Genomic DNA, 15,812 nt, shown 5'->3' with positions numbered 1-15,812 from the left:
TTATCTACCCAGCAAGGTGGCGAGACGTGCCAGCGGTGAGGCCGGTGCGTTGGACGAAGGTGCAGCGGCGCGACGGCGGTCCAGCCGCTGCTGCAAGGGCAACAGTGCTTTCAGATACGCATCACGCGGTGCCGCGTCGGTGAGCAGGCGGCCGAGGCCGGCGTTGGAACGCAGCACCCGCGCGCGGTCGGGGAGGGTCGCAAGCAGCGGCAGGTTGAAGCGTTGGGCAATCTGCGTATCGGCCAGGCCGCCATTGGGGTCGAAGCGGTTGACGATCAGTTGCAGGCGCTCATCGCGCAGGCCACGGCTTTCGAGCTCGCGCATGGTCTGGTCCAGCGACACCAGCGAGCCTATCGCCTGGTCGGTCACCAGCCACACTTCCGATGCGCTCTTGAGCAGGGTGATGGGTAGCAGCTGCAGGGGCAGCCCGCCGACATCGCACAGGCTCAACGGAAACACGCTGCGCAGGCGGTCGAGCAGGGCGATCGGCTCATGTTTCTTCAACAAGGTACCGCTGCTGATGCCCAGCAATGCCAGGCCGCTGGGGTGATGGGCAAAGGCGGTGCCGGCAAAGGTGCGGTCCATGCGTTCGACATTGCGCAGCGCTTCTTCATAGCCGAAGTGGCTTTCCATGCCCAGGTATAGCGCGGCATCGGCGGAAGGTTGGCCCAGGTCGATCAGCAGCAGCCAGCCCTGCAGGCCGGCGACGTCGGGGGAGGTTGGGTTCTGCTCGGCCAGGCTTACCCCCAGATGGGTAGCCAAGGTGCTGGTGCCGACGCCGGGGCGGACGCCGAGCAATACGATCAGGCGGCCATCGGCGCGGACTTCGGGTACCGCGGCGGCACGCGCCGGGGCGGGAACCGCAGCCACCCGTTCAAACACTTCCAGCATCTGCGCTGAGCTGTTGTCGACATCGATGAAGTCACAGACGCCGGCGCGCATGGCTGCCAATAGATGGGCCGCCTGTTCCGGGCCGGTGGTGCCCAGGCCGATCAGTGCCGGGCAGCCCGGCAGGGCATGCAGCTGGCGGGCGACATCGGTGGAGTAGGCGGCATTGCCACCGCAGTAATCGAGCAGCACGAATGCCGGGCCGTTGGCGCCCTCCAGCAATTGCCGTGGATGGATTTCGCGGCTGTCTACCCAGCGCAGGTTGGCGTGCCCGGCCAGTGCCGCGCCAAGACGCGCCATATGGCGGTTATCCGGCGCGTACAGCAGCAGGTTCAGTTCGGGATGGCTTTGGGTCTGGGGCAAGGGCATCACCGGGGGCATGGCAGCGCTTCAGCGAGAAAAGCCGGGGAGTTGATCGGGACTGGCCGGGTGTAGCAGCCATGCACCCCAAACCGGCAGTTTGGGTTGCGCTTCGCGTTGGCCGGGCAGGGGGATCTCGGTACCGCGCGCCAAAGGTTTGACCAAACGTGGCGTCACCACGATGACCAGTTCCTTGTCCTCGCGCTTGTAACTGAGGTTCCGGAAAAACGAGCCGAGTATCGGGATGTCACCCAGCAAAGGGATCTTGTTGACGTTGGAGGACAGCTGGCTGCTGACCAGCCCGCCGATGACGAAACTCTCGCCATCGCCGAGCTCAACGGTGGTGTCGGCGCGACGGGTGGAGATGGCCGGGATCTGGGTGCCATCCAGGGTGATGCCGCGGCTGTAGTCCAGATCGCTGGCTTCGGGGGCCACCTTCAGGGCGATGCGGTCGGCTGACAGCACGGTGGGGGTGACCGTCAGGCCGATGCCGAAGGGTTTGAAGCTGACCGTGGTGGTGCCAAGGCCTTGCGGCTCGAGGATGGGCAGCTCGCCACCGGCCAGGAAGCTGGCGCTTTGCCCGGACAGCGCCACCAGGGTGGGCTCGGCCAATACGCGGGCCATGCCATTGGCCTGCAGCAGGTCGATGTTGGCGCTCCAGGCACCGGGCAGCGAGCTTGCCACCAGCTTGAATGCCGACGACAACGCGCCGCCACTGTCGCTGCTGCCACTGGGCGAGGTGATGCCGTAGCTGAAGCCGCCGTTGATGTTCTTGAAGCTGATGCCGACCTGGCGCAGCACGCTGCGGTTGAACTCGACCACCTTGACCTCGACCTGCACCACGCCGCCGTTGGCAATGGTGGCCGCATCGCTGATCACGCCCTTGTCGCCAATGGCCGAGGCAGCCGCCTTGCGGCTGGCCTCATGCTCCAGCAGCGAGGCCGCGCTGCCTGACAACAGCGCCTGGCCACCTTGCACGGTGAGCTGGCTACCGCTGCCATCCAGCAAACCGCCTTGCACGGCGTTGCGCACTTCAACGCGGATGCGTGACGGTGCCGCCTGTTTCTGCAGCCACAGCAACAACGTGGTGCTGCCGGCGGATTTGCCGACCAGCAGTGCTTCGCTGTTGCGGCCGATGCGGGTGATGTCGGCGATGGAGGGATCGGCGATGGCGATGCGTTCCACCCCGGCCGGCAGATTCCATGGGCGCTGCTCATTGAGTTCAAGCACAACGGTATTGGCCAGGCTCTGTGCCTGTGCAGCGGGCGTGAGCGGTGGCGCAAAGCCACCCAGGCCCAGCAGCGTCAAGCCGAGCAATACGGATGCGGTGATGGAAGAACGCTGGTGCAAGAGAGAGCCCCCGGTCATGGCGAAGACAGACGGTTGGATGGGGTTGTACCGCGGATGATTTCGATACCCTGGCGCGATGCCGGACGTGCGGCGCGACGCCGCTGTGGCTCGGCGCCGTTGGCGGCAGCGGCCGGCGCGCGGGTGGTGTTGTCGCCGGCCAGCGCATTCAGATCAATGCCGGCGTAGGCGCGGTTTTCCGGGCGCGCGGCGGCTTCGGCAGCGCCTTCCAGATTGCTGCGCACGGCCAGTACCGGCGCCGGTGTGGCGAAGATCGCCTCGTCGGCAAGTCCAGTGTCGCCGGGGTTGCGCAGGGCCAGGAACAGCTTGCCGCTGTGTGCGGCCAGCAGCAGCCGCCCGGCATCCTGCACCGGCACCGCCAGGATTGCGCTGCGTGCCTGCGCGGCATCGCCATTCGACGAGGTGGAGCCGCGGTTGTCGCGGGAGGCGATGGTTTCGGCCCGGCTGCCCGGTTCCGGTGCGGTGGCGCCGACGGCGTTGTCCTGCTCGCCGCTGGCAGGGCGTGCCTGGCCGACGTCGGCGTTGCCGTAGCCCAGTACCTGCAGGCGCGAGAGCAGAAGCCGCGCCTGCGGATTGGCCTGGCCACTGCCACTTGCGGCGGGGCTCTGCAGGCTCATGAAGACATCGACATAGTCGCCAGGGCTGACCCGGTTGCTGACCCCGGCAAGCTCGTCGACCGGCACGGCGACCGCGCGTTCGCCGGGTTTGATGCCGACGGCGATGCCCTGCAACAGCTGTTCGGCACTGATCATCGCACCGGCGGCGATGTTCATTGCCGGCGTGCGCCCGTCCACATCGGCGATGGCGGTATAGCCGTTGGCGGGCGGCAGCGCCATTTCAGCGATGGACAGGTCGGCTGCGCTGATGGGGTGGCCGGCTGGCAGATCCTTGTTGGCCACCACAAGCATGCGCTTGGGCACGCCGGTCGATGCCGGCTTGTTGGCCATATCTTCCGGCGCGGGCGTGGCCCTGCGGCCCAGTCCAAAGGCCAGCACCATCAACAGCGCCGCCAGTACCAGCAGCAGGATTGCAGCTATGCGTATTGCCTTTGGCATCGTGAAGCTCCTTCCCCTTGGAGTCCCTGGTCAGCGGTCGCCCAGATCCAGTTGAACAACAGCGGTACTGCTCAGTGATTTGCCCATGCTCCAGCCCATCAACGCGCCGGTACCCGGCATGAAAGGGTGGGCGTCATGGTTGTAATACGTGGTCACTTTGATGCACTTGACCGAGCTATCGGCAGCGCAGGCATAAGGTTGAGAGACGGCAATCGGTGCGGCGTTGGCGCTGCTGCAGCCAGCGGCGGTATTGGAGTAGTTCAACAGCCATTGCATGGAGCGTGCGGCGGCCTGACAGGCATTGCTGCGCCGCTCGGCGGTGCTGCCATAGCGCAAGGATGCGCGTGCGCCTTCACCGGCGGCCAGGGCCAGGGATTGCTGGGCGGCGAAAATCATCACCCCGGTGAAGGTGATCAACAGCAGCGGTAGCACGCCGAACAACATCATCAGTGCGAACTCGATGGTGACCACACCACGTGCGCGCCGCCTGCCTGGATGTGCCTGCCTAGACATTCGCTGCCCCCTGCACGACGGTGCCGATCATCGCCAAACCCATGTATGCCGCATACGGGATGCCGCGCCGCCCGCGCCGCGCCGAGCGCAGATCCATCTGCCAATCCATCAACCGGCTTGAGCCCTGCAGCGACTGCACCATCCGCTGTAGTGGCAGTGGGGCGCAGCGCGTCGCTGGTGCCCAGGCGATGACGATCAGCGCGTGCGCACCGGCGGCCAGGCTGGCAATCACCCAGATCGGCAGCAGAGCACTGCCGCCCAGCAGGAAGCCGATGACCGAAAACAACTTCACATCGCCTGCGCCCATCCAACCGATGGCATAGAACGGCAGCAGTGCAGCCAGCCCCACTACGCCGCCGAGCAGGCAGTTGCCCAGCGATGGCGAGCCGCCGAGCTGCAGCAGCTGCATTGCCAGCACGCAGGCCATCACAGCCAGCAGCACCCGGTTGGAGACGCGCCTGGCGAACAGGTCGCTGATGGCGACCTGCGCACCGAGCAGCAGCGCTGTCAGATGGACGGCGGTCATGGCAGCGGCCTGGGCTCAGCCGGTCGATGTGCCGCCGCCGGCGCCGACCAGGGCGGTGAGCTTATCCAGTACAGCTTTGAAGATTGTCTTCAGGCCATCTTGTGCGAAGAAAATGATCAAGCCGGCCACGACTGCGGCCAGCAACCCGTACTCAAGTGCGGTGACACCGTCTTCTTCCCGGAAAAACCTGCGCAGCTGTGCGTTCATGATGTTCTCCCTGATGACCCGGTGTCGGTGTTGCACCGACGGTAGCCGGGTGCTGGGCATTGCTGCCCGATTGAGGTCATTGGGATACGCATGACACCGGCAAGAGTGTGCCGACGGTTGCTCGGGCCGCTGGGCGTGCCAGCAGTTTCCTACCCTAACTTCCGTTGTCCCCTGTCGGCACGCAGCGCATGCCCGGAAACATCATTGCAATCGCCCCGCTGGCCGCATGCGCATATTCGGCAAGATTCAATTGTTTTTCATATATGTGACCGACTTGGCTAATCCGGGATGGCGGAGTCGGCGTGAAGACTTGTTTTCTTTGTCAGTATCTATTGCGAGGGAAGGCGCCCATTGTTCCCATGGGTGGTACTCCGGAAGTACGGGTTTCAGGCTGTGCGGCAGGGGATTGCAGGTTGGGTGGATGACCTGCAGCGGATGGTCAGGCTTCTGAAGCGCGTCCTTGTCCAGGATGCGCAAAGGCTTTCACATGGATGCGGTTGTCGGCGGAAATGGTTTGAAGTCTTTTGATCTTGCGTCGCTGAGCGGCACGCTGCGCGTGTGCCACGTTGAGCTCGTGCTGCTTGATGACCAGCCGCCCTCGGCTTCGATTACCTCTTTCGTCCATGACCAGGCGCTGCTGTGCACGTTCGAGGTCGGCGCGCGTACGCGCGGCCGCTTCATGCTGCCGCTGGATTGGTGCCTGCTGGGTTGGCTGCAATCGGTGGACCCGCAAAGCAGCTGGTGCCATGGCGTACCCCTGCAGTCGGGCAATATCGTGTCGGTGATGCCCGAGGGCGTTACCGAGTTCGCCTTGGGTGCGGGCAGCCGTGTCACCTTCGTACTGGTGCCGGTGAAGCGCTTCCAGGAACGTGCCGCTGCACAGCGGCTGGGTGGCCTGGGCGATGAAGCGGCGGCGGTGCCGCTGCTGAGCGCGCGCCCGCATGTGCCCTTGCAGGATTACTACAAGGGCTTGCATGAGCGCATCCAGCAGGGCGAAGTGGGCGCCGAAGAAATAGACGCGATGCTTGATGCCCACGTCAAAGAGGTTGTCACCAACGGACCGCCCGAACGTGGCGGCTGCAATCGCAGTCGGCGCGTCAGATACCTTATCTTCCGCCGCGCCGAAGACATGATGTATGCCAACCTGCGCCGGCATATCTATATGCATGAGCTATGCGATGCAGCCGGTGTCAGCGAGCGCGCGCTGCGCTATGCGTTCGAGGAGCTGGTGGGCATTTCGCCCGTGCGCTATCTGTCGATGCTGCGCCTGTGCGAAGCCTGTCGCAGCCTGTCCAGCGCCGATGCCGGGCGCAAGTCGGTCAAGTCGATCGCACTGAGTTGTGGCCTGTGGGATCTATCGCGCTTTGCCGACAATTACCGCAAGGTGTTCGGCGAGTTGCCGAGCGAGACCTTGATGCGCGGCACCTACAGCCCGGCTTGATCCCTGCGGAGTGTGATGGGCATCAAACGCCGGTGGCTGCTTGCCGATTACGTGCATCGGCGTGCCGTTAACGGGCAACGGTTTGCCAAATCAACGTATTGCTGTGCCGGATGCGGGTAAGTAGCGGCGCGCTGCAGCGCTGTACTGGACTCACAGAGAGAACCCCTCCACGCCTGGTGGGGTTGAGCTGGAGGCCCCAAATGAACCGCATCTATCGGCTGGTATGGAACCGCACCCTGAATGCATTTGTGGTGGGGTCGGAATTGGCCAGCGCTCAAGGCAAAAGCTCGGGTCCGGACAAGCTGTCGCCGGTGGTGTCGTGGCGTCTGGCCGGGCTGGGCAGCGCGATTGCGCTGGCCATGGCCGGGCCCGCGGCGGCAACCGACGCCAAGCTGGCCGACCTGCAGGATCTGGTCGCCAAATACAGCAACACCGACGCTCAGCAGATTGTTGCTACCCAACTGCCCGCCGTGAATGCAGGTGTGTCGCTCAATACAGCGCTGAACCTGCCGGCGGTGCTGCAGGTGGATGCAGCGGCGGCCGTGTCGCTCAAGCCGCGGACCGCAGCAGCGCCAGCCGCAGTGCGTGCCCAGCTCGGTGTACGCGCGGCATTGCCGCAGCTGCGCCCGCACGGTTCGACCGCCGCACCCGCGGCGGCGTTGGCCGTGGTTGCCGATGCCGCATTGGCGGTAAAGCCGCTGGCCGCATCGACCAATGCAACAGTGACCGCGACGGTCGGTCCGCTTACCGGCACCGGCGCAGGCCTGCAAGGTCTCGCCGCGGTGCTGCTGCCGGGCAAGGAAGAAGGCGGAAGCCCCTTGCACGGCACGCTGGTTTCAACGGCAGGTGCGGTCAAGGAACTGACCGGTGAAGTAGTGACCGGCAAGCCGCTGGCCGCAGTGCAGACACTTACCTCGCACGCCGGTACCACCGTGGCATCGCTGACCCAGCATGTGGGCGGCAGCGTCGCCGGCCTGACCGGCGCGTTGTTGCCGGGCAGCCAGCAGGGCGGCAGTCCGTTGCAGGGCACGCTGGTTTCAACGGCCGGCGCGGTCAAGGAGCTCACCGGCGAAGTGCTGACGGGCCAGCCGGTAGCGGCAGTGCAGACGCTTACCTCGCATGCGGGTAGCACGGTGGCATCGCTCACCCAGCACGTGGGCGGCGAGGTTGCCGGCCTGACCGGCGCGTTGTTGCCGGGCAGCCAGCCGGGCGGCAGTCCGTTGCAGGGCACGCTGGTTTCAACCGCCGGCGCGGTCAAGGAGCTGACCGATGAAGTACTGACTGGCCAGCCGGTGGCGGCAGTGCAGACGCTTGCCTCACATGCGGGTACGACGGTGACATCGCTGACCGGGCACGTGGGCGGCGGTGTCGCGGGCGTGACGGGGCTGTTGTTGCCGGGCAGCCAGGAAGGCGGCAACCCGGTGCGCGGAACCCTGACCGGGGCGCTGGGTGCGGTCGAGGATTTGACCGGCGGGGTCGCCAAGGGCACCGGCCTGGGTGGATTGGTGAATGGCTTGGTCAACGGTGTGGCGCCGGTGCTGGATGGCGTTGGTGGCCTGCTGGGTGCGGTGGTGGGCGGTGTGACCGGATCGAGCACCTTGGGTACCGGCATCACCGGCACGGTGGGCGCGCTGACCGGCGGGCTGAAGGACACCACCGGTGCGCTTGCCAATGGTGACGTCGCCGGCACCGTGCAGAACCTGCTGGGCACGGTGGATACCACCGCATCGACCCTGCTTGGCGCTACCGGCAACACGCTCGGTGGTATTACCGGGTCCGGTTCCGGTGTGGGCGGGCTGACAGGTACCTTGAGCGGCGTTGTCGGTGGCGTGACCGGCGGGCTGTCGAACGTGGTGGGTGGCCTGACCGGCAACCCGGTCATACCCAGTGCGGCGCCACCCGCAGCGCCCGGTCCGTCGGGCCTGATTGTCGGCAACGGTGGACTGGTGGGTTCGGTGAACCAGCTGGTGGATGCGCCGCTGACCTCGCTGCTCGGGGGCAATCCCTACATCCAGAGCGGCAGCCTGAAGGTCAACAGCACCAATGTGATGCAGACCTATTCGTCGTTGGAGCTGCTGAACACCTTGCCGCTGGTGAATCTCAGTCCGGTCGGTGAAGTGTTGGATGGCCTGGGAGGCCTGGCCACCGGCAGCAACTCGCACCTGACCCTGATCGGCGGTGTCACTTCCGACAGCTACATCACCAACATCAATAACGGCGACCCGGGCGGCCTGCTGGGACTGGTGCTGCCCGACGGCGCGCCGGCCTGGGCTTCGGACTGCCTGGACCTGCTCGGTGTGGCCCAGGTCAAATGCTGGGCAGTGCCGGCTGCGCAGGACTATCAGGTGTTGATCGGCGATGGCGCCTTTGCCAATGGGTCCAAGGAAGTGGTGATCGGCAGCAATGCCGAGCATCGGTTGGCCGCACAGACCGCCGACCAGGTGTTCGTCGACGCCACCGGCGGCAAGACCGGCGTTCCCACTGCCGATTACGACGCGCGCCAAGGTCACTCGGTGGTGGTGGGGGACAGTGCCAAGGGCACGGCCAATGCGCAGACCCTGCTCGGTGCCGGGGCAACCTCGGACAAGGCCAACAGCGTTGCCCTGGGCTACAAGTCCGATGCCGCGCGCGGTGGCCAGGACAATTACGCCGCCTTCGGCCTGACCACCGCACAGACCTCGATCGGCGAAGTGGCGGTGGGCTCGACCGGACGCGAACGCCAGATCACCCATGTCGCCGCCGGCAGCCTGGACACCGATGCGGTGAACGTCAAACAGCTGCGCGGCGCATTGGATCAGATCGATGATCTCGGGTTGGCCGCAGTGGTTTATGACGAGGATGCCAATGGCGTCGTCAACTACAGCAAGGTCACGCTCGGTGGCGGCCAGGCGGCCAATGGCACCGTGCTGGCCAATGTTGCTGCCGGCGCGGTCGCGGCGGGCGGCATGGAGGCGGTCAATGGGGGGCAGCTGTTCGCACTGGGTAGCTCGATGGCGACCACTCTGGGGGGCGGCGCAAGCTTCACTGGCGGCGTGCTCGCTGCGCCGAATTACCAGATCAACAGCATTGGCGTACTGGGCACGGCAACGCTGCAGCCGTATGCAAACATCGGCAACGCTTTCAGCTCGATCAGTGATTCGCTGCTGAATCTGAGCAACCTGTTGCCGCGCAGCGTCCCCGGCGGAAGTGATCCCTTGGCGGTGCTGTACACCGCAGATGGCGCGGGTAATCCCACCAACCAGGTCCGCCTGAGCGGCGATGGCAGTGGCGCAGCGGTGGCCTTGGGCAATGTTGCCAATGGCAGTGTTGTCAGCGGCAGCCTCGATGCGATCAACGGCGGCCAGCTGGCAACCACCAACGCCGCGCTGGCCTCGACCATCGGCGGCACCCTGCAATACAACAGCAGCACCGGGCAGTGGAGCGCAGCCAGCTTCAACATCACCTCGATCAACAGTGGCGGCGCTGCCACCCAGCAGACGTTCGGCAATGTCACCGACGCTTTTGCGGCAATGGATAGCTCCATCGTCAACGTCAACAACCGCATCGACAACATCCAGAACGGCGGCGCCGGCAACGCCTACTTCGCGGTCAATTCGACCAAGCCGGCGGCCTCGGCTACCGGCCAGGACAGCGTGGCTGCGGGCCCGCAGGCAACCGCCAGTGGCAACCAGGCAGTGGCCATCGGTGATGGCGCCAATGCGTCGGCAGCCGGCAGCGTGGCCCTGGGTGCCGGCTCGGTGGCCAACCGTGCCAACACCGTGTCGGTCGGTGCGGCCGGTGCCGAGCGCCAGATCAGCAATGTCGGCGACGGCAGCGAGGCCACCGATGCGGTGAACCTGCGCCAGTTGCAGGCCTCGCAGCAGGGCACGGTGCGCTATGACCAGAACACCGATGGCAGCACCAACTACAGCAGCGTGACGATGGGCCGCCCGGGCACCAGCACCGTGATCCACAACGTGGGTGCCGGCGTGGCACCGACCGATGCGGTCAACGTGGCGCAACTCAACAAGGGCATGGGGGATGTCATGGACTGGTCGAAGAACTACACCGATCAACGTTTCAACGACGTCAGCCGCGACATGAAGCGGATCGATGACCGCGCTTCGGCCGGTGTCGCTTCGGCGATGGCCATGGCTGGCCTGCCGCAGCCGACCGAGGCAGGTCGGCGCATGGCCTCGATGGCGGCCAGCACCTTCCACGGCGAGTCGAGCATGGCGGTGGGTGTGTCTGGTGTCACCGATGGCGGCCGCTGGATCTACAAGCTCAGCGGTTCGGCCAATACCCGCGGCGACGGCGGGGTGACCGTGGGGGCTGGCTTCCAGTGGTGATCACGGGCAGCAGCAAGTAGCAGCTGGGCAACCATGGTTATGCATCGAGGACGCTATGAACACCAAATGGACCGTGCTGGCTTTGCTGGCAACCCTGACCGCCTGTGGCAAGGGCCAGGTACGCGAAGAATTTCCGAACCCGGCGCACGCCTACCCGGCCGGGGGCACCTACGTGAACCTGGACAACCTGCGGCAGTACGCGCCGGGCATGAACAAGCGCCAGATCCAGACCCTGTTGGGGACACCGCAGTTCAATGAAGGTTTGTGGGGGGTGCGGGAGTGGAACTACGTATTCAATTTTCGGCGTTCGGTTGGGGCCGAGCCGATTCGATGCCAGTTCCAGGTCCGGTTTGACGCGGACGGCGTTGCCAACGGCCAGGCGTGGCAACCAGCAAGCTGTGCCGCTTTGCTGGAGCCGGCTCCCGCTCCCCCCGCGCCACCACCGCCTCCGCCGCCGGCAGAGGTAGTCGCGCCGTTGCGGATTTCGGCCGATGCCCTGTTCGCTTTCGACAGCGCCAATCTGTCGGCTGCTGGCCGCGCTCGACTGGACGAGCTTCTGCAGCAGCTCACAGACCGTGCCGCGCAGGCCTCGCTCACCATCATCGGTTACACCGATCGCATCGGCAGCGATGCCTACAACCTGGAGCTGTCGCGGCGCCGCGCGCAGAGCGTACGCAACTACCTGGTCGAGCGCGGTATTCCGGCAGCGTCGCTGCACGCCGAGGGCCGCGGCAACAGCGCTGCACTGGTGGCTTGTGAGCAGGTCAGCGGGGCAGCGCTGGTGGACTGCCTGGCACCGAACCGGCGGGTGGAGATTGCCGCAATGGGCGGCTGAACCGCGAGGAGGTTCGCGGGGAATGCGAATGTCGCCCGCTGCCCTCACAATGGCCGCCGGTAGTCGTGGCAGTTGTGCCCCGGCCAAAGCGGGGCAGGGTGTGCGGTGTTGAAACAGAACAAGCTGACAAGCTGGGCCGGGCCGCTGGCGGCCGTGGTTTTCATCGTGGCGGTGGTGGTGTTCGGCGCACGGCTGCACGGCTATGACCAGTTGCTGCATCCGGTGTCATTGCTGGGTGCGCGCGGTATTTCCGGCGGCATGGCATTCAGCCTGCTGGGCTTCGTCTTGCCGGGCCTGCTGGCGGCGATTGCTGCACTGGATCTGATCCTGCGCATGCCGGCGGCAGCGCCGCGCCCGTTGCGGGTCGGCGGGCAGATGTTGTTGCTGGCGGCCATCGCCTTTGCCGCGATGGGCTTGTTCCCGCTGGATGTGGACGATATCGAGAACCGCGCCAGCCAGTTCCATGCCAGTGCCTGGCTGTTGTGGTTGTTGGCGTTCAGCGCGGCCGCCATCGCCCTGCGTTTCGGTGCCAGCAAGGCGAGTGCGTGGCGGCCCCTGTCGACGCTGACCCTGGTCTGTGCGCTGTGGGTGGTCTGTAGTGCTTTCCTGTTCGAAGTCGCCATGCCGGTGGCAATGGCACAGCGTTTGGCTTTCCTGGCCTGGCTGATATGGCTGGCGGGCGCGGCCCGGTTGGCGCCGCCGCGCAGCTGAGTTGCGCGGGTGCAACCGCGGCAATTGCAGGGCAGGGCACGCGCAAGCAAGCCGGGTAATGGTGTTTCGGGAAACGTCTGTTTTTTTAAAAGCTCTATATTTCAATAACCTGCGGGGGTTGCTGGGTGCTGGTCTGCGGCCGGATTGGAGTGCAATGATGCACTGCGGTACCCTTTGCCGCTTTGCCGTTGCCCAGCGTTGACATGTCCAGCGTCGAACCGAATATCTACGATCCCCAGCAGGTTGAAGCCGCCGCCCAGAAATTCTGGGAGGCCGAGAAAGCATTCGAGGTGAACGAAACCTCGGACAAGCCCAAGTACTACTGCTTGTCGATGCTTCCGTACCCGTCCGGTGCGCTGCACATGGGCCATGTGCGCAACTACACCATTGGCGACGTCATCAGCCGCTACAAGCGCATGACCGGCTTCAACGTGCTGCAGCCGATGGGCTGGGATGCGTTCGGCCTGCCGGCCGAAAATGCCGCGATCAAGAACAAGACCGCGCCGGCCAAGTGGACCTACGCCAACATTGCGCACATGCGTGGCCAGTTCAAGGCCATGGGCTATGCGATCGACTGGTCGCGCGAGTTCGCCACCTGCACGCCCGAGTACTACGTGCACGAACAGCGCATGTTCACCCGGCTGATGCGCAAGGGCCTGGCTTACCGCCGCAACTCGGTGGTGAACTGGGACCCGGTCGACAACACCGTGCTGGCCAACGAGCAGGTCATCGACGGCCGCGGCTGGCGTTCCGGCGCCCTGGTCGAGAAGCGCGAGATCCCGCAGTGGTTCCTGCGCATCACCGACTATGCCCAGGAATTGCTGGATGGCCTGGATGAACTGCCGGGCTGGCCGGATTCGGTCAAGACCATGCAGCGCAACTGGATCGGCCGCTCCGAAGGCCTGGAAATCCAGTTCGACGTGCGTGACCTGGACGGCGCTGCATTGGATCCGCTGCGCGTGTTCACCACCCGTCCGGACACCGTGATGGGCGTGAGCTTCGTCTCCATTGCCGGCGAACACCCGCTGGCCGTGCACGCGGCAAAGAACAATCCGCAGCTGGCTGCACTGCTGGCCGAGCTGAAGCAGGGCGGTGTCTCCGAGGCGGAACTGGAAACCCAGGAAAAGCGCGGCATGGACACCGGCCTGCGTGCCATCCATCCGGTCAGCGGCGAGCAGGTGCCGATCTGGGTCGCCAACTTCGTGTTGATGGGCTACGGCACCGGCGCGGTGATGGCTGTCCCCGGCCACGATCAGCGCGATTTCGAATTCGCTACCAAGTACGCGCTGCCCAAGAAGCAGGTCATCGCGCTGAAGTCGCCGAAGAACGACGACGAACGCAACTACGACGACACGCGTTGGCAGGATTGGTACGGCGACAAGAGCCGCGAAACCGAGCTGGTCAATTCGGCCGAGTTCGATGGCCTGGATTTCCAGGGCGCGTTCGAGGCATTGGCCGAGCGTTTTGAACGCAAGGCGCAGGGCCAGCGCCGGGTCAACTACCGCCTGCGCGACTGGGGCGTCAGCCGCCAGCGCTACTGGGGCTGCCCGATCCCGGTGATCTACTGCGACAAGTGTGGCGCGGTGCCGGTGCCGGAAGACCAGTTGCCGGTGATCCTGCCCGAAGACGTGACGCTCAACGGTACCGGTTCGCCGATCAAGGCCGATCTGGAATGGCGCAAGACTACCTGCCCGGACTGCGGCGGCGCGGCCGAGCGCGAAACCGACACCTTCGACACCTTCATGGAGTCGAGCTGGTATTACGCCCGTTACACCTCGCCGGGTGCTCGCGAGGCCGTCGACAAGCGTGGCAACTACTGGCTGCCGGTGGACCAGTACATCGGTGGCATCGAGCACGCCATCCTGCACCTGATGTACTTCCGTTTCTTCCACAAGCTGCTGCGTGATGCGCGCATGGTGGACAGCAACGAGCCGGCGCAGAACCTGCTGTGCCAGGGCATGGTGATTGCCGAAACCTTCTACCGCCAGAACAGCGACGGTTCCAAGGATTGGTTCAACCCGGCCGACGTGGACACGGTGCGCGATGAGCGTGGTCGCATCATCGGTGCAACCCTGCGGACCGACGGCCAGCCGGTGGTGATCGGTGGCACCGAGAAGATGTCCAAGTCCAAGAACAACGGCGTCGATCCGCAGACCATGGTGGCCAAGTACGGCGCCGACACGGTGCGCCTGTTCTCGATGTTCGCCGCACCGCCGGAACAGTCGCTGGAGTGGAACGAGGCCGGCGTCGACGGTATGGCGCGCTTCCTGCGCCGGCTGTGGGCGATGGTGCACAAGCACGTTGCCGACGGTGTTGCGCCGGCGCTGGATACTGCAGCACTGAGCGCCGAGCAGAAGGCGATGCGCCGCAAGACCCACGAAACCATCGGCAAGGTCAGCGACGATTACGGCCGGCGCCACTCCTTCAACACCGCCATTGCGGCGGTGATGGAGCTGCTGAACGCATTGGCCAAGTTCGACGATGCCAGCGTGCAGGGCCGTGCGGTCCGCCAGGAAGCCCTGCAGGCGGCCGTGTTGCTGCTGAACCCGATTACCCCGCACGCCTGTCACGGCATGTGGCAGCTGTTGGGTCACGCGGAAACGCTGCTCGAAGACCAGCCGTTCCCGCAGGTGGACGCGGCGGCGCTGGTCAAGGACTCGCTGACCCTGGCCGTGCAGGTCAACGGCAAGCTGCGTGGCACCATCGACGTGGCTGCCGATACTTCGCGCGAGCAGATCGAAGTCCTTGCCAAGGAAGAGCCGAATACGGCCAAGTTCCTTGATGGCTTGACCATCCGCAAGGTCATCATCGTGCCGGGCAAGATCGTCAATATCGTTGCGGCGTAAGCCGCAGCGGGTATCTCAAGCGCTGTTCACGCGGCATCAGGCAGGCTTGCTGCCTGTTGCCGCCCCCGGCCGGCTCCTCCAGACTGTGTGCATGACTCGATACCTGACTGCCCTGATTCTCGCCGCCAGCCTCACCGGTTGCGGCTTCCATCTGCGTAACAAGCTCGCGCTGCCTGCCGATATGCCGGCGGTGCAGGTGGATTCAGCGGTGCGTTACAGCGAGTTGGTCAAATTCCTCAACCGTGGCCTGCGCGCCTCCGGCGCGACGGTGCTTGAAGATGGCGACACCCTGGCTGCCGCCGGCGAGCCGTCCGGTGCTGCGCGCCTGCAGATCCGTTCCGAGCGCTGGGGTGACCTGCCCATCGCCATCGACGCCCAGGGCCGTGCCCAGGAATACAGCCTGCGCTACGCAGTGGTGTTCATGTTCACCCGCCCCGATGGCAGCGTGATCGTGCCGGAACAGGCGGTGGAGCTGTCGCGTGACTACGTGTCGCCGCCGCAGGACGCCACCGGCACCACCACCGAGCGCGAAATCCTGGCTGATGAACTGCGCCGCGAAATGTCGGCATCGATCCTGCGCCGCATCGACAGCGTGGTCCGCGCCGATCTGGAGAAAGCCCTGCACGCCCCGGTGCCGGCGGAGGGTGCTGCCGCGCCCGAGCCCAAGCCCGATGCTGCAGGCGGAGTGCGCTGAGTTGGCGCCGCTGGGTGCTGCGCAGCCGCAGCAGGCCTGA

12 protein-coding genes are annotated in these 15,812 nt (G+C 65.4%); 6 read left to right on the top strand and 6 right to left on the bottom strand.

All coding sequences use genetic code 11. The annotated features are described in order from the left end of the window. The 6 genes from ABB27_RS04915 to ABB27_RS04890 are packed head-to-tail and all read right to left on the bottom strand — an operon-like array spanning position 1 to position 4,917. Positions 1-1,251 (bottom strand): CpaE/TadZ family protein, encoded by a 1,251-nt coding sequence (locus tag ABB27_RS04915; RefSeq protein ID WP_152984442.1) that lies wholly within the window; start codon positions 1,249-1,251, stop codon positions 1-3. Between the two features lie 27 nt (positions 1,252-1,278). Further along, a complete protein-coding gene (locus ABB27_RS04910) occupies positions 1,279-2,598 on the bottom strand; it encodes a type II and III secretion system protein family protein (protein ID WP_425477495.1) in 1,320 nt (439 codons plus the stop codon). A 14-nt stretch (positions 2,599-2,612) separates the two neighbouring features. Beyond that, complete coding sequence (cpaB, locus tag ABB27_RS04905; RefSeq protein ID WP_057627106.1) at positions 2,613-3,671, bottom strand: Flp pilus assembly protein CpaB; 1,059 nt, start codon at positions 3,669-3,671, stop codon at positions 2,613-2,615. 30 nt (positions 3,672-3,701) lie between these two features. Further along, complete coding sequence (locus ABB27_RS04900; protein ID WP_057627105.1) at positions 3,702-4,184, bottom strand: pilus assembly protein TadE; 483 nt, start codon at positions 4,182-4,184, stop codon at positions 3,702-3,704. Further along, positions 4,177-4,710, bottom strand: a complete 534-nt coding sequence (locus ABB27_RS04895; protein WP_057627104.1) for an A24 family peptidase — start codon at positions 4,708-4,710, stop codon at positions 4,177-4,179. The genes ABB27_RS04900 and ABB27_RS04895 overlap by 8 nt, the downstream gene beginning before the upstream one ends. Positions 4,711-4,725: 15 nt before the next feature. Further along, positions 4,726-4,917, bottom strand: coding sequence for a Flp family type IVb pilin (locus ABB27_RS04890; protein ID WP_057627103.1), 192 nt, complete (start codon positions 4,915-4,917; stop codon positions 4,726-4,728). Between the two features lie 487 nt (positions 4,918-5,404). Here ABB27_RS04890 and ABB27_RS04885 point away from each other — a divergent pair, with 487 nt between their 5' ends. From ABB27_RS04885 to ABB27_RS04860, 6 genes are all read left to right on the top strand, one after another. Continuing rightward, entirely contained in the window at positions 5,405-6,358 is a 954-nt protein-coding gene (locus tag ABB27_RS04885) for a helix-turn-helix domain-containing protein (RefSeq protein WP_057627145.1), read from the top strand. A 200-nt stretch (positions 6,359-6,558) separates the two neighbouring features. Next, positions 6,559-10,686: an ESPR-type extended signal peptide-containing protein gene (locus tag ABB27_RS04880; RefSeq protein ID WP_057627102.1), complete on the top strand. Its 4,128-nt coding sequence runs from the start codon at positions 6,559-6,561 to the stop codon at positions 10,684-10,686. 55 nt (positions 10,687-10,741) lie between these two features. Next, a complete protein-coding gene (locus tag ABB27_RS04875) occupies positions 10,742-11,521 on the top strand; it encodes an OmpA family protein (protein ID WP_057627101.1) in 780 nt (259 codons plus the stop codon). Between the two features lie 108 nt (positions 11,522-11,629). Then, positions 11,630-12,232 carry a DUF998 domain-containing protein gene (locus ABB27_RS04870; RefSeq protein WP_057627144.1) on the top strand — a complete coding sequence of 201 codons (603 nt, stop codon included), beginning with the start codon at positions 11,630-11,632 and terminating at the stop codon, positions 12,230-12,232. A 203-nt stretch (positions 12,233-12,435) separates the two neighbouring features. Continuing rightward, positions 12,436-15,078, top strand: a complete 2,643-nt coding sequence (gene leuS, locus ABB27_RS04865) for a leucine--tRNA ligase (RefSeq protein ID WP_057627143.1) — start codon at positions 12,436-12,438, stop codon at positions 15,076-15,078. A 91-nt stretch (positions 15,079-15,169) separates the two neighbouring features. After that, on the top strand, positions 15,170-15,772 hold the full coding sequence (locus ABB27_RS04860) for an LPS-assembly lipoprotein LptE (RefSeq protein WP_057627100.1): 603 nt from the start codon (positions 15,170-15,172) through the stop codon (positions 15,770-15,772). Positions 15,773-15,812: the final 40 nt, after the last annotated feature.

The sequence above is a fragment of the Stenotrophomonas terrae genome (assembly GCF_001431465.1).
GTDB classification, from domain to species: Bacteria; Pseudomonadota; Gammaproteobacteria; order Xanthomonadales; family Xanthomonadaceae; genus Stenotrophomonas; species Stenotrophomonas terrae.
This window is presented reverse-complemented; position numbering and strand designations above follow the sequence as displayed.